This window comes from Planomicrobium sp. MB-3u-38 (assembly GCF_002836425.1).
Classification (GTDB): domain Bacteria; phylum Bacillota; class Bacilli; order Bacillales_A; family Planococcaceae; genus Planococcus; species Planococcus okeanokoites.
On record NZ_PJBO01000001.1, the window covers coordinates 39379 to 52137 of the forward strand.

Annotated in this window: 14 protein-coding genes; 13 read left to right on the forward strand and 1 reads right to left on the reverse strand. The window is 43.9% G+C overall.

All coding sequences use genetic code 11. From position 1 onward, the window contains the following. Nucleotides 1-4 precede the first annotated feature (4 nt). The 10 genes from CXF70_RS00280 to CXF70_RS00325 all read left to right on the forward strand — a co-directional run bounded on the left by CXF70_RS00280 (nt 5) and on the right by CXF70_RS00325 (nt 9149). A complete protein-coding gene (locus CXF70_RS00280; protein ID WP_084243455.1) occupies nt 5-793 on the forward strand; it encodes an MBL fold metallo-hydrolase in 789 nt (262 codons plus the stop codon). A 616-nt stretch (nt 794-1409) separates the two neighbouring features. Continuing rightward, nucleotides 1410-2624: a S1C family serine protease gene (locus CXF70_RS00285; RefSeq protein WP_101801000.1), complete on the forward strand. Its 1215-nt coding sequence runs from the start codon at nt 1410-1412 to the stop codon at nt 2622-2624. Between the two features lie 106 nt (nt 2625-2730). Further along, complete coding sequence (locus CXF70_RS00290) at nt 2731-3234, forward strand: DinB family protein (RefSeq protein ID WP_101801310.1); 504 nt, start codon at nt 2731-2733, stop codon at nt 3232-3234. A 306-nt stretch (nt 3235-3540) separates the two neighbouring features. Continuing rightward, nucleotides 3541-3705, forward strand: coding sequence for a CxxH/CxxC protein (locus CXF70_RS00295; protein ID WP_101801001.1), 165 nt, complete (start codon nt 3541-3543; stop codon nt 3703-3705). Between the two features lie 89 nt (nt 3706-3794). Further along, nucleotides 3795-4274 carry a 23S rRNA (pseudouridine(1915)-N(3))-methyltransferase RlmH gene (gene rlmH, locus CXF70_RS00300; RefSeq protein WP_084243459.1) on the forward strand — a complete coding sequence of 160 codons (480 nt, stop codon included), beginning with the start codon at nt 3795-3797 and terminating at the stop codon, nt 4272-4274. Nucleotides 4275-4607: 333 nt separating this feature from the next. Next, the gene (locus tag CXF70_RS00305) at nt 4608-6116 is read left to right on the forward strand and encodes a DUF1846 domain-containing protein (protein ID WP_101801002.1); all 1509 of its coding nucleotides are present in this window, start codon (nt 4608-4610) and stop codon (nt 6114-6116) included. Between the two features lie 325 nt (nt 6117-6441). After that, the gene (locus CXF70_RS00310; RefSeq protein ID WP_101801003.1) at nt 6442-6909 is read left to right on the forward strand and encodes a hypothetical protein; all 468 of its coding nucleotides are present in this window, start codon (nt 6442-6444) and stop codon (nt 6907-6909) included. 299 nt (nt 6910-7208) lie between these two features. Continuing rightward, nucleotides 7209-8165: a hypothetical protein gene (locus tag CXF70_RS00315; RefSeq protein WP_101801004.1), complete on the forward strand. Its 957-nt coding sequence runs from the start codon at nt 7209-7211 to the stop codon at nt 8163-8165. 24 nt (nt 8166-8189) lie between these two features. Continuing rightward, nucleotides 8190-8699 carry a GNAT family N-acetyltransferase gene (locus CXF70_RS00320; protein WP_101801005.1) on the forward strand — a complete coding sequence of 170 codons (510 nt, stop codon included), beginning with the start codon at nt 8190-8192 and terminating at the stop codon, nt 8697-8699. A gap of 6 nt (nt 8700-8705) precedes the next feature. Further along, the gene (locus tag CXF70_RS00325; protein ID WP_101801006.1) at nt 8706-9149 is read left to right on the forward strand and encodes an SRPBCC family protein; all 444 of its coding nucleotides are present in this window, start codon (nt 8706-8708) and stop codon (nt 9147-9149) included. Between the two features lie 110 nt (nt 9150-9259). Here the strand turns inward: CXF70_RS00325 and CXF70_RS00330 are convergent, their stop codons facing one another. Then, nucleotides 9260-10039, reverse strand: a complete 780-nt coding sequence (locus CXF70_RS00330; RefSeq protein WP_101801007.1) for an SDR family NAD(P)-dependent oxidoreductase — start codon at nt 10037-10039, stop codon at nt 9260-9262. Nucleotides 10040-10259: 220 nt separating this feature from the next. Between CXF70_RS00330 and CXF70_RS00335 the strand changes: the two genes are divergently transcribed. The 3 genes from CXF70_RS00335 to CXF70_RS00345 all read left to right on the forward strand — a co-directional run bounded on the left by CXF70_RS00335 (nt 10260) and on the right by CXF70_RS00345 (nt 12709). Further along, the gene (locus CXF70_RS00335; RefSeq protein ID WP_101801008.1) at nt 10260-10865 is read left to right on the forward strand and encodes a TetR/AcrR family transcriptional regulator; all 606 of its coding nucleotides are present in this window, start codon (nt 10260-10262) and stop codon (nt 10863-10865) included. Nucleotides 10866-10880: 15 nt separating this feature from the next. Then, the gene (locus CXF70_RS00340) at nt 10881-11363 is read left to right on the forward strand and encodes a nucleoside deaminase (RefSeq protein ID WP_101801009.1); all 483 of its coding nucleotides are present in this window, start codon (nt 10881-10883) and stop codon (nt 11361-11363) included. A gap of 152 nt (nt 11364-11515) precedes the next feature. Beyond that, nucleotides 11516-12709: a DUF4317 domain-containing protein gene (locus CXF70_RS00345; RefSeq protein ID WP_101801010.1), complete on the forward strand. Its 1194-nt coding sequence runs from the start codon at nt 11516-11518 to the stop codon at nt 12707-12709. The last annotated feature ends 50 nt before the right edge of the window (nt 12710-12759 follow it).

The following is a 12759-nucleotide window of genomic DNA, read 5'->3' on the forward strand; positions in this document are numbered from 1 at the left end:
TACTATGCGTTTTAGTGTATTGGCAAGCGGCTCGAGCGGCAATGCCATCTATATAGAAAATGACCAGCATTCATTTCTGGTGGATGCGGGCTTAAGCGGCCGGAAAATGGAAGAATTATTCGCTTCCATCGGCAAAAAAATGAGTGACCTGGATGGCATCCTGGTCACTCATGAACATAGCGATCATATTAAAGGGCTTGGAATAGTAGCCCGCAAACATAAAGTACCGATTTACGCCAACGCCAAAACCTGGCTGGCGATGGAGAATCTGGTCGGTGCCATTCCGGTTGAACAGCGATTCCATTTTGATATGGATAGTGTGAAGACTTTCGGTTCATTGGATATCCAGTCGTTTGCGGTATCCCATGACGCCGCTGACCCGATGTTCTATGTGTTCCATGAAAACGGCCGCAAGCTGGCGCTGATCACAGACACCGGTTATGTCAGTGACAAGATGAAAGGCATCATCCAGGCATCCGACGCCTACGTGTTTGAAAGCAATCATGATGTGGGCATGCTGCAGATGGGCCGTTATCCATGGTCGGTCAAACGCCGCATCTTGAGTGACGTCGGGCACGTTTCCAATGAAGACGCGGCAGTCGCGATGAGCGAAGTGATGGCTGAAAAGCCGACGAAGATTTATCTGTCACATTTGAGCAAAGACAATAATATGAAGGATTTGGCGCGCATGAGCGTGGAGCAGACCTTGCAGACGAAAGGCATCATTGTCGGCGAGTATGTCGATCTGCTCGATACTGACGCGAATGTGCCGACTAAACTAGTATTGGTATAAAGAAAATGGCTTCGCACTTGCGGAGCCTTTTTTAGTTATCGGAAAAACAATAAATTCTTAAATCATTTCGCTTTAGCCGGACGCTTTCCGCGGGGAGCGGCCTAAGCCTCCTCATCCGCTTCGCTCCTTGCGGGGTCTCAGGACTCGCTCTAAATCCCGCAGGAGTCGCCGTCTATTGCTTCATTCAGTTTAGCTAAAGTATTGAAATGTCGACTTACCATTCTTAACAGACATAAGCGGATAATCCTTTATAGATGCAATCAGAGATATGGAGCAAAACAGAGAAGACTCCCAAGGGAACAGCGCCCTTCCATGTCTCGAAGCTAGCGCAGCGATGCAGAGACAGAAACGGAGTTGGCTTTCCAATTCCGTTTCGAGCTCAGTGCAACCCCCTAGAAAAACCATTGTGCTCCTGCATCGCTTCGCTGCTTCGTCGCAAAGACTTGACCTCGCCAGCTTCGTTCAAGTCTTCGAAGCTGTTTTGCGTAATATCGATTTCAAATTTTCTTACTCGTAAGTCTAGATATATAGAAGCTCTAACAGAGTGCTCAAGCTTGCATTGTCAGAATTCTATTCATAAAATTAGAGAAAGAAGTTTTCTGAGAGGATGGAGCAGATGGGGTATTACGATCAGACACCTAATGGAAGACGGCGCTCGAACCGGGGGCGCACATTTTTGGCGGGATTGGGCGGTGTGCTGATTGGCGCGTTGCTGATCTGGCTGCTGTTTTATTCGCGTCCGGATTTACTGCCGGGCAACGGCGCGCAAACGTCACAGAACCAGGTTGAAACGGTGGAGACCAGTGAAGAGGGGCAGACGGAGCAGCGTTCAGTCGAAGTAACGAATGATGTCACCGAGGCTGTGGAAATTGCCGATGATACGGTTGTCGGCATTACGAACCTGCAGGCGGGATCGGATTTCTTCTCCGAATCGCCAAGCCAGGAAGTGGGCACAGGCTCTGGAGTTATTTATAAAAATGAAAATGGCACCGCGTTCGTGGTGACCAATCATCATGTTGTGACAGGAGCCACCGATATTGAAGTGACAATGCCGGATGGTGCGAAAAAATCGGCGACACTTGTCGGCAGTGATGTGTGGACGGATTTGGCTGTCCTCAGCATGGACGGCGATGGGATTGAAGATATTGCCGAATTCGGTGATTCGGATGTTCTGAAACAAGGAGAGACAGTCATTGCCATCGGGAATCCGCTGGGACTTGATTTTTATGGATCGGTAACGACCGGCGTTGTGTCAGGTAAGGACCGGGCAGTCCCCGTCGACATCGATGGGGACAATGTGATCGACTGGCAGGTTGATGTGCTGCAAACAGATGCGGCGATCAACCCAGGAAACAGCGGTGGCGCGTTGATCAATATCAGCGGCCAGCTGATTGGTATCAATTCGATGAAGATCAATGCGGCGACGGCGGAAGGCATCGGTTTTGCTATTCCAATCAACACAGCCATCCCGATCATTGAAACGCTGGAGTCCGAAGGGCAGATGATCCGTCCGGCGATGGGCATCACGTTGATGGACCTGAACGAAGTGCCGCAGATGTACCGGGAAGATACGCTGAACTTACCGGCTGACGTCACTGCAGGCGTCGTGGTCAACTCGGTGATTCCGGATTCCGGGGCTGCTGAAGCGGGGCTGCAGGAGTTTGACGTCATCGTTGAAATGGATGGTGAACCGATAAACGGCAGCATCGCGCTTCGCAAGCATCTATATGAAGAAAAGGAAATTGGTGAAACGCTGCAGGTGAAAGCGTATCGTGACGGGGAATTATTGGAGTTCGAATTTGAGCTGGTGGATAATTCTTCATTGCAATAAAATCTGTAAGGTAGCCGGAGAAAAATCTCCGGCTTTTTCTATGCAGGAAAAAAGGAGTTTCAGGCGAAATGAATAGAGAGCAGAAATAGAAGAACGGAGGATGGAAATGTTCAGATCGATGGATGATTTTTATGAAGTCTGGAAAGATGAAGCCAAAGGCACGCAGCAGGTGCTCGAGTCGCTGACGGATGAATCGCTGCATCAGGAATTTACAGCCGGCTACCGCAGTCTTGGACGTCTCGGATGGCATTTGGCAACAACATTGGAAGAAATGGTCTCGCTTACGGGCCTTCAATTTTCAGGAGCGGATTTCAGCAAGCCGGTACCCGATACGGCAGAAGAAATTGCTGAAGCTTATCGATTCACTAACCAGTCGATGATCACGGCAATGAAAGAAAACTGGACAGATGAAACGCTGGATGAAGAACACGACCTGTACGGAGAAACGTGGACTGTGGCCACTCTTTTGAAAGTGCTGCTGCTCCATCAAGTGCATCACCGGGCACAAATGACCGTATTGATGCGCCAGGCTGGATTGAAAGTGCCGGGATTGTATGGACCGGCAAAAGAAGAATGGGCTGCTATGGGGGCAGAGCCTCCGATTGTATAAATGGAACCGCAGAGCTGTCGAGCTTTGCGGTTTTTTACTTTCGTTTTAACGTGCCCTCTTTTTATTTTGTAACATTATTGTAAAATTTGTTAAGAAAAATCATAGAATACAGTTGTATCGTTCGGAAAAGCAGAAAAATGACATGTGGATAACTTTCATGCGAAATGAGAAACAGCAACTATCCACAGAAGAAAGAAAACATGATTATACGTAAACGCTTTCTTCTGTTACAATGACTTGTGGATAAAAGTGAATGAATTGTGCATAACTGTGTGGAATATTCGGAAATCGAAAGGAATGGAATTTATGGAGATTATATGCTGCAAAACCCACGTGGAACATGGCTTGGATGTATTTGTCGCTAAGACAGAAAGTTATCCTATCCTAACAGAATTATCAGAAGACGAAAAGTTATCCACAAAGTGCGAGTACTGCGAAGAGCAAGCTTTGTATCTTGTGGCCAGTTCTTAATTCGCCACAACATATAGAAATGCCTGTGGATATGTGTATAACAATGGTGGATAACTTGTTTGTAAATTTACTGTAAAGGGGGATATCTTGTGAATATCTCAATTATCACTGTAGGGAAATTAAAAGAGAAATACTTGAAATCAGGAATTGAAGAATATACGAAGCGGCTGGGAAGCTACAGCAAAATAAGCGAAATCGAAGTGGCCGACGAAAAAGCGCCGGAGCAATTGAGCGACGCGGACATGGAAATCGTCAAAAAGAAGGAAGGCGACCGCATCCTCGCAAAAATCCCGGCCGACGCTTATGTCATCGCCCTGGCAATCGACGGCAAGATGAAAACGTCGGAAGGGCTGGCGAAAGACCTGGAATCCCTGATGACTTACGGCCGCAGCAAAATCGTCTTCGTCATCGGCGGATCTTTGGGTCTGCATGACGAGGTTTTGAAGCGGGCGGATGAGAAACTGTCGTTCTCCAAGATGACGTTCCCGCATCAATTGATGAAGCTGATATTGGTGGAGCAGGTGTATCGGGCTTTTAGGATTATGAAGGGTGAGCCTTATCATAAGTGAGTACGGTTTTTATTATTGAACAAACGCTAACTTATCAATGTTTTATTCAAACGCTAAAAGTGATGCAGTTATTGAAAAATATCAAAAGAATTAAAGTTTTGGCCGTTTGGATTTGCTGAACACAGGTCTAATTTTAGTTATTTTTTTATATGCATTGATGATAAGATTATTATTAAGCTTATTAGAATCACTCAATAATCGAACTGGCTGGGACGGTTTTCTAAAAAGTTATGTAATGATAAAAGATGAATTTTAGCTGGGATTTTCTCTTAAGGCGTTTTTAGATACTGCGTTAAGAGAAAGCTTGAAGCATAGAAGGCGGGACGGAAATTAATGAAAAAAATTGGATTTGATTCGGAGAAATATTTGCAGGAACAATCAGCCTACATCCTGGAACGAGTGGAGCAGTACGATAAACTTTACTTGGAATTTGGCGGAAAATTGATAGGCGACAAACATGCCAAGCGTGTCTTGCCTGGATTTGATGAAGATGCCAAAATCAAACTATTGCATACACTGAAAGAAAAGGCGGAAATCATCATCTGTGTCTACGCTGGAGACATCGAACGAAACAAAGTCCGTGAAGATTACGGCATCACTTATGACCAGGATGTCTTACGCTTAATTGACGAATATCGGGCATATGGCATTTCTGTCAACAGTGTCCTAATCACTCGTTATCAAGGGCAGCCAACAGTCAAAGTATTTATGACAAAGCTGGAGAGAAGCGGAATCAGCGTCTGTATTCACCGCGAAATCGAAGGCTATCCGACAAACGTGGACGCGGTCCTTGGGGAAGAAGGATTTGCGACAAATCCTTATATCAAAACGACAAAGCCGATCGTGGTAGTAACGGGCCCTGGTCCGGGCAGCGGAAAGCTAGCCACCTGCCTTAACCAAATGTACCATGAGAACAAACTGGGGAATGAAGTCGGCTATGCCAAGTTTGAGACTTTCCCGGTTTGGAACTTGCCGTTAAAGCATCCGGTAAACATCGCTTATGAAGCGGCTACCGTCGATTTGAAAGACGTAAATATGATTGATAATTATCATTATGAAGCATACGGCAAAGTTGCGATCAATTACAATCGTGATATTGAGACGTTTCCTGTCATCAAACGGATTATTGAAAGGATTACCGGCAAAGAGTCTGTTTACAGCTCACCGACTGATATGGGGGTTAATCGCCTGAAATCGGGCATCACCGAAGATATGATTGTCCAGGAAGCTGCCAGGCAGGAAATCATCCGGCGCAGTTTCATCGTAGAGAACGACTATAAAAAAGGGCTTGCGGATGAAGACAGTGTACGCCACATGCAAGTGATTCTGGAAGAGACCGGTTTAAAGAAAGAGGACCGGGCACCTGTATTGCCGGCCCGTAATTATGCGAAAGCAATCCAAGCGCAAATTGACAGCACGAATTTACAAGCCGTAATTGCGTTAGAACTGCCGAATGGCGAGATGATCACCGGTCGAACGACCACTTTGATGGATGCTTCAGCAGCCGCAATTCTGAATGGATTGAAGAAATTGACCAATATTTCCGATGAAATTAATTTGTTGTCGCCAATGATTTTACAAACGATTCAACGTTTGAAAACCGATGACTTGAATAGCCGCGTCCCCACATTAAGCGCCAATGAAGTGCTGATTGCACTGGCAATCAGTGCGGTCACCAATCCTACTTCTGAATTGGCTTATAAGCAATTGCCAAATTTAAGAGACACCCAAGCGCATTCTACGGTTATATTGAATAGAGAAAACGAACAGACTTTTAAGAAGCTTGGAATCGACATCACCAATGATCCGGTATATCCAACTGAGAACCTGTATTACAATTAGATTTTAGAAAACACCTGCCTTTTTCTTCTTACATAGAAGTCTGAGGCAGGTGTTTTTCATTTATAGAGTTTACTAGAAAGGTTCATTCTTCTTTTAAAGAGAAGACGGCACTTATACTCATTACGGAGAACCTTACCACAAGTGAATTAAACTCATTTTTTAGGGTGATACTGGACGCAGACTCAAACTCAATCCTGACTTTTAATGGACTGATATTCATATTTTTCTACTTCAAGGTATATATAATCTATACTAGACTATATAAATACTTATTAATGGCCGTAAAATCCAAACATCATAATCCATTTGAAAGGGTATGATTTAAATGAATGCAAAATCCCGGTCAATCAAAGATGGTATCTTTGTTACCATCGGAAGTATTGTGGTATTAATCCTTTCCTTTGCACTTTATTTCTTGCTCTTTCGTTTATTCGAGGGGATGATTATGGGTGAACAGGAAGGTATGGTTGTGGGCCATCAACCCGATTCACTTAATTTTGTGTCGTGGTTAAGGATGGGATATGGAATAGCCTGGCTGCTTGGGGGCCTGGCGGTTTACCGCAGCGGATTGCCGGAATGGTTTAAAGCCAGTATTCTGGCTGGTGCGCTTACCAGTTTTTTTGCAGCATTTGGAGTTCAATTATATGAAATGCCAATGATCATGACGGGAGTAATAATTCTGGTTATAGCGGCAGCTTTAGTCTGGCTCTATAAAATGCACAAGAAATGGTATCACTACTATGCGGTCGCAATCGCGATCGCAGCTTCAGCATTTTATTTATTCCCTTACTGAAAACTGAAGAGGGAAGAAAGACCATTTAAATTATTCCCGTAAATTCCCTTACCAACAGTTGAAAAAAGCTGTTGGTTTTTTCGTGTATATAATATGCAGATATTTTTTGGAAACATTTAGTATTTTTTAATTATTAGGATATACTTCCGAAAAGTAAGTGATAATATAAAATTGGAGGGGATGAAAAGGTTATCAAAGATAAAATGTATCCGCTAATTTTAAATATATATATTTAAGTTAATACCAAAATTGATTAAAGTTTTAAGGTATTTTAATCCTATAAGAAGAGAGAGCTGCAGATGGATATGGAAAATAAGCGGGCTAAGTTTGGTCCGAAAAAAGCATTTCAAAAATTTTTATTTCCAATCACTATAATTTCGTCAATATTAATATCTGGTTCAATCGGATATGCAGCCAGTCAAATGGCGATCAATAACAATTCTAATGACTCAGCAGAGATAAATGCAATGGAAAAAGAAGCCACTCAGGCAATGAATGAATCTATAAAAGTAATAGAAACAGAAATACCGAAAATTATTAGCGATCTCGAAAAATATAACCAGGATATAAATCTTTTAGTAGAAAATGTTGATTGGCTAAAAGAAAATTTAGCTCCTGTAAGAGCTGCGACAGATAAATTTAATACACCACTTTCCATCCTTACAGGTGTCAATAATTTCGTTGATCTTCCATATGTAAATAAGATTGAAGATCAATTAGCTTTTGCTGAGGAAAGAATCGAAAAAATTGATGATATATTACTTCATATGGACAACATAACAGTGATCCAAAAAGAGATAAATGACTCTCACCGAGAGTTGTATTTATTATACGAAGAGTACAAAAAGGAAAACGACATAGAACAATTGCTTCTAATTGAAGAAGAACTAAATTCAAATTTAATTTATCAGATTGAAGATTTAAAAAATATTACGATGGAAGCTAGTGAAGTTTTTGAGCTATCTTCAAGTGTTTTGGTAACAGTAAATAACGCAAAATCCTTATATGATTCCATACAGGAAAAAGGGAAAAACACCCTGGATGCAGTTCAGTTTTGGAAAGATAATAAAGAGATTGCTGAAATTGAAACAGATATAAAAAAGGATTTTAAAAAGGATCTGGAAGCTTCACAGGAAAAGGTTGAAAATTTACCTGATGAATTAGCTTTACAATCCTTAGACACTGTTACATCCATAAATAATATTCAGAAGGAACTGCAGACTATTAAAGTGGCTCAAATGATCATCAGTGAATGATGAACGAGAGTGAAGGTGTCCAACATGAATAACTCACAACCAATCTTCCAATCCCAAAGATGCTACACAAGACGTTTTGCCGAAAGCGATCTGGATGCTTTTGTCGAATACCGCAACAACGAGGAATGGATGAAATATCAATATTTTAAAGGGCTGTCGCGGCAAGAATATGAAGAGGCTTTATTGAAGGAACAGTCTGTGGAAAGCGGGGCGCAATTTGCAATTGTCCGGACAGACGACCAAGTTCTCCTTGGCGATGTCTACATTAAAAAGGAAGATGATACTTTCTGGATCGGCTATACCGTCAGCCCGGCCTTTAAACGGCAGGGGTATGCCTATGAAATAGTCCAGGCAATGATCCAGTGGATCCAGCGGCAAGGCGAATTTAAAATTATGGCCGGAGCGGCGCCGAAGAATATTGCTTCTATACAGTTGCTGGAGAAATTGGGGTTTGCACAGGTTGATGAAGAGAACGGGGAATCCATTTTTTTATTGCATCACCGTTCATCAGGCACCACAGAGACGAAGGAGTGAGTGGACATGGCTTTTAAGGAAAGCGTTTATATCGATGCACCTGTGGAAACGGTGTTTGACATCACCACGGATTTTGAACACGCGCCATCGATAATGGAGACGGTCATCAGGACGGAAAAGTTAACGGAAGGGCCGATGCAGGCGGGGACCGAAGTTAAGGAAGTCCGAAATGTCAGAGGGCGGGAAATCGAAACGGTGCTGACGGTCTCTGAATACGTTCCGCATCAAACGTATTCGGTGAAGAGTGACAGTACCGGCATGACCGTTGTCTACCGGTACGAGTTCGCTGCAAAAGAAGGCGGCACGACCATCGATTTTACTGGTTCCATCCAGTCCAAAGGCTTGAAAAACGCATTGATCCGCCCCGTGTTCGAACGGATCCTGAAAAAAGAAGACAAAGATCATTTGAAAAAATTGAAAGAGTATATTGAGCAGCAGAAGACGGTTTGATGTTCTTGCAATCAGAATTTCACTTTCTGAAGGAACCGATTTCAACAAAAAAAGGGATGTCTCCGAGTCATTTTACTGACTTGCTGGGACATCCCTTTTTGTATACGTGTTTATACGTTGTACAAACCGCCATCGATGGTATAAGAAGATGAGCTTACGTAAGAAGCTTCATCAGACAATAGGAATGCAATGACATTCGCTACTTCCTGAGGCTCCCCGTAACGTTTCATCGGGACAGCGTCATTGTATGCCGTTTGTGCAGCTTTCGCTCCTTCGGCTGAGCCTGACGCAACGTTAGATTCGATGTTGCGCATCATTTGGGTATTGATGACGCCTGGATTCACTGTGTTCACACGGACATTGAATGCTGCGGCTTCTGCAGCAGCAACTTTATTAAGCCCCATGACCGCATGTTTGGACGAATTATACAAAGCCATGTTCGGTGAACCGATTAAACCGGCTACCGATGATGTGTTCACGATTGAACCGGACTTTTGCTCTTTCATTACCGGCAGCACATATTTAAGGCCGTAAAGTACGCCTTTGACATTGATGCCATAGACAAAATCGAAATCTTTTTCGGTGATTTCTTCAATCGACTTAGCGGGCCCTTCGACGCCTGCATTATTTACAAAGCCATCGATACGTCCAAATTTGGAGATGGTCTGATCCACATAATTTTTGACTTCTGCTTCGTTTGAAACATCCGCTTTGACGACTAGGCTATTTTCTTCTGTTAACCCCAGTTCTTTTTGGACAGCTTTGATTGCATCTTCGTTTACATCCACCAATACGACTTTCGCTTGTGCGTTGGCCAATTTGCGTACCACTTCTTTTCCGATACCGCCGGCTGCACCTGTAATGATGACTGCTTTGTCTTCGAAATTCATTTGAAATCTCTCCTTTTAATAAAAATTTTGGTCTGGCTGATGATGCCGAAGTGAAAAGCTTCCACTTCTTTTGCTTAATTATCTTGAAATCGAGATATATTGACGCTTCAAGCATAAGATAGTTGTAAAAGAGTTTCAATATGCAATAATTAGAAAAATGTATGTTAATGGACAAAGCATTGGAATTTGTATGTTAAAAGTATTTAGAAGGAGCCTGAATATGCCTATACAATATCCCGATAAGCGTGTGATGAGGACAAAAGAGAAACTCAGCGAAGTTCTGTTGGACCTGATGGAAGAAAAAAGCATCGATGAGATCACGATTACAGAAATCGTTAAGCGGGCAGATTTCAATCGCGGAACTTTTTATGCCCATTATGAGAAAAAGGAAGATTTATTGGAAGAGATTGTGGAGGGGATGTTTGAGCAATTGACGGAAGCGATCCGGAAACCTTATGCTGGTTTATCAGTTGTTGATTTCAACGAAATACCCGCGAGTTCCATTATTCTCTTTGACCATTTCCTGGAAAATAAAAGATTTTACAGACTTATGATGAAACCTTCAACCACATATCCGTTTCACACGAAAATGATAAAAGAACTGAATCGCTTATTCCGGAAAGAATTTGAATTTCCGATTACTGAAAATGCGCCCAATATTGATATTGAGCTTTTTATCACTTATCGGATATACGGCATTATCGGCATAATCCAGGAATGGATCGAATCAGATTTCAAAAACTCCTCGGCGTATATGGCGGATCAACTCATCCAAATCATGAGATTCTATACGCCAACCATAAATATTAAAGATAAAGGGCATTAAAAAGGAGGACCCAAAATGATCAACGAAACCGATTTAAAACATTTGCACCGCTGTGTGGTATTGGCCGAAACGGCTTTGGAGAAAGGCGACGAGCCGTTCGGATCCATACTGGTTTCAGCTGATGGCGAAGTGCTTTTTGAAGACCATAACCATGTGGCGGGAGGCGACCATACGCAGCATCCTGAATTTGCGATTGCCAGGTGGGCGGCCAATAACCTGTCTCCTGAAGAACGCAGCAAGGCGACGGTTTACACGTCCGGCGAACATTGTCCGATGTGTGCGGCGGCTCACGGCTGGGTTGGCCTCGGCAGGATCGTCTTCGCCAGTTCATCGGAGCAATTGGGCGGCTGGTTGAGTGAACTGGGTGCTCCGCCGTCACCTGTCCGGAATCTGGCCATTGAAGATGTCATTAAAGATCCGGCAGTCGACGGCCCTGTTCCGGAACTCGCGGAAATGGTTCACCAGCTCCATCGGCGGCTGCATGAGGCGAAAGGGTAAATAATCGCTTTCTTTATTTTAAGGGACGGTTTACCTACCGTCATCCACCCCAATAGTTGTTATAATGATAGAGCACCAAAAGCTGACTCAGCTTTGGATGCTCTTTTTTGTACGCAGCACGGATTTTATTAGCCAGGGAGTTGGAATTAAAGATGAATAAGAAAGACATAGCCGATATCCGCAAACGGTTTAAGCTGGATACGGATTTACTGAAAATCAATGAAATTTATAATGTATATATCCAAAAGGAAAGCAGTGAAATTTTTCACGAAGAAAGCCGTTCCTTTTCATTATTGGACCGGGAGCAGCAGGAGCTGTTTCTTGCCAACTTCAAGAAGGTATTGGGCGGGAAGCTGGATCAGAAGCTGTTCGAAGTGAAGTTCCAGCCGCAGGAAGAAGGGCAGACGGACCACACGCAGCATCTTCTCTATGAAGGGCTGGAAGCGGACGATTCGGCCGAGTGGCAGGAGAATATGCAGCAGCTTGCGCTCAAGATGGTGCTGGACAAGCAGTACGAAAAGGACATGGTCGTCACGTTCATCCGCGGGACTTATTTCAAGACGACGAAGCGCGAGGCGGATGAAACAGAGATCGATATGCGCGATGAAGTGTTCACGACGCCGTTTATCCTGTGCAGCATGAACACGACCGAGCTGCCGAAAAGTTCGCTGGTGTTTGATTTCGTCGAAAAGGAATTCAAGTCGAACCTGGTAACGGATCCGGTCATCAAACTGACATCGCCGATCGGCGGATTCCTATTCCCAAGCTTTACGGATAATGCGGCAGACATTCATCACGTGCTTTACGCGGCGAGCAAGGCGAATAAACCGGATTTCCAGTTTATCGAGAATGTGCTGAACGGCGATGAAATCGTCACGGCAGAAGAAGACAAAGCGGTATTCGAGGAAATCGTCAAAGCGGTCATCGGGGATGAAGTGAATTCGAAAACGCTGGCCAACGTCTACGACGAAATCAACGCCATGCTGGTGGTCGATGAAGAGTACGACGACGAAGATGAAGAGACGCCTGTACTGGATGCAAAAGAAATGGAGCGGGTGCTGAAGGCGAGCGGCGTGAAGGATTTGAGCACGGAAAAAGTGGAGCGGGCATTCCAGCAAGTTGTGGAAGACCGCAATTACGAGATGAAAGCCAGCCACATTGTGCCAAGCTACGCATCCAAATCGATTAAGATCAGCACGAAAGTCGCGGATATCAAGATCAGCCCGCAAGACTTACGTTACGTCAAAGAAGTGAATTACAACGGCAAGCGCTGTTTGTTGATCGAGGTGGAAGAAGACACGATTATTGAAGGGTTCAAGCTGATTGCGGAAGAGGAATTGGAATAGAAGCGCGGAAATAAGAGGAGCTGTCCCGGAAGTTTAACTTTTGGGGCAGC

Coding starts and splice junctions, on each gene's coding strand:
- CXF70_RS00315 (WP_101801004.1), top strand. CDS start 7,209: ATGGATATGGAAAATAAGCGGGCTAAGTTTGGTCCGAAAAAAGCATTT.
- CXF70_RS00340 (WP_101801009.1), top strand. CDS start 10,881: ATGATCAACGAAACCGATTTAAAACATTTGCACCGCTGTGTGGTATTG.
- CXF70_RS00330 (WP_101801007.1), bottom strand. CDS start 10,039: ATGAATTTCGAAGACAAAGCAGTCATCATTACAGGTGCAGCCGGCGGT.
- CXF70_RS00280 (WP_084243455.1), top strand. CDS start 5: ATGCGTTTTAGTGTATTGGCAAGCGGCTCGAGCGGCAATGCCATCTAT.
- CXF70_RS00290 (WP_101801310.1), top strand. CDS start 2,731: ATGTTCAGATCGATGGATGATTTTTATGAAGTCTGGAAAGATGAAGCC.
- CXF70_RS00310 (WP_101801003.1), top strand. CDS start 6,442: ATGAATGCAAAATCCCGGTCAATCAAAGATGGTATCTTTGTTACCATC.
- CXF70_RS00305 (WP_101801002.1), top strand. CDS start 4,608: ATGAAAAAAATTGGATTTGATTCGGAGAAATATTTGCAGGAACAATCA.
- CXF70_RS00285 (WP_101801000.1), top strand. CDS start 1,410: ATGGGGTATTACGATCAGACACCTAATGGAAGACGGCGCTCGAACCGG.
- CXF70_RS00320 (WP_101801005.1), top strand. CDS start 8,190: ATGAATAACTCACAACCAATCTTCCAATCCCAAAGATGCTACACAAGA.
- CXF70_RS00325 (WP_101801006.1), top strand. CDS start 8,706: ATGGCTTTTAAGGAAAGCGTTTATATCGATGCACCTGTGGAAACGGTG.
- CXF70_RS00335 (WP_101801008.1), top strand. CDS start 10,260: ATGCCTATACAATATCCCGATAAGCGTGTGATGAGGACAAAAGAGAAA.
- CXF70_RS00295 (WP_101801001.1), top strand. CDS start 3,541: ATGGAGATTATATGCTGCAAAACCCACGTGGAACATGGCTTGGATGTA.
- CXF70_RS00345 (WP_101801010.1), top strand. CDS start 11,516: ATGAATAAGAAAGACATAGCCGATATCCGCAAACGGTTTAAGCTGGAT.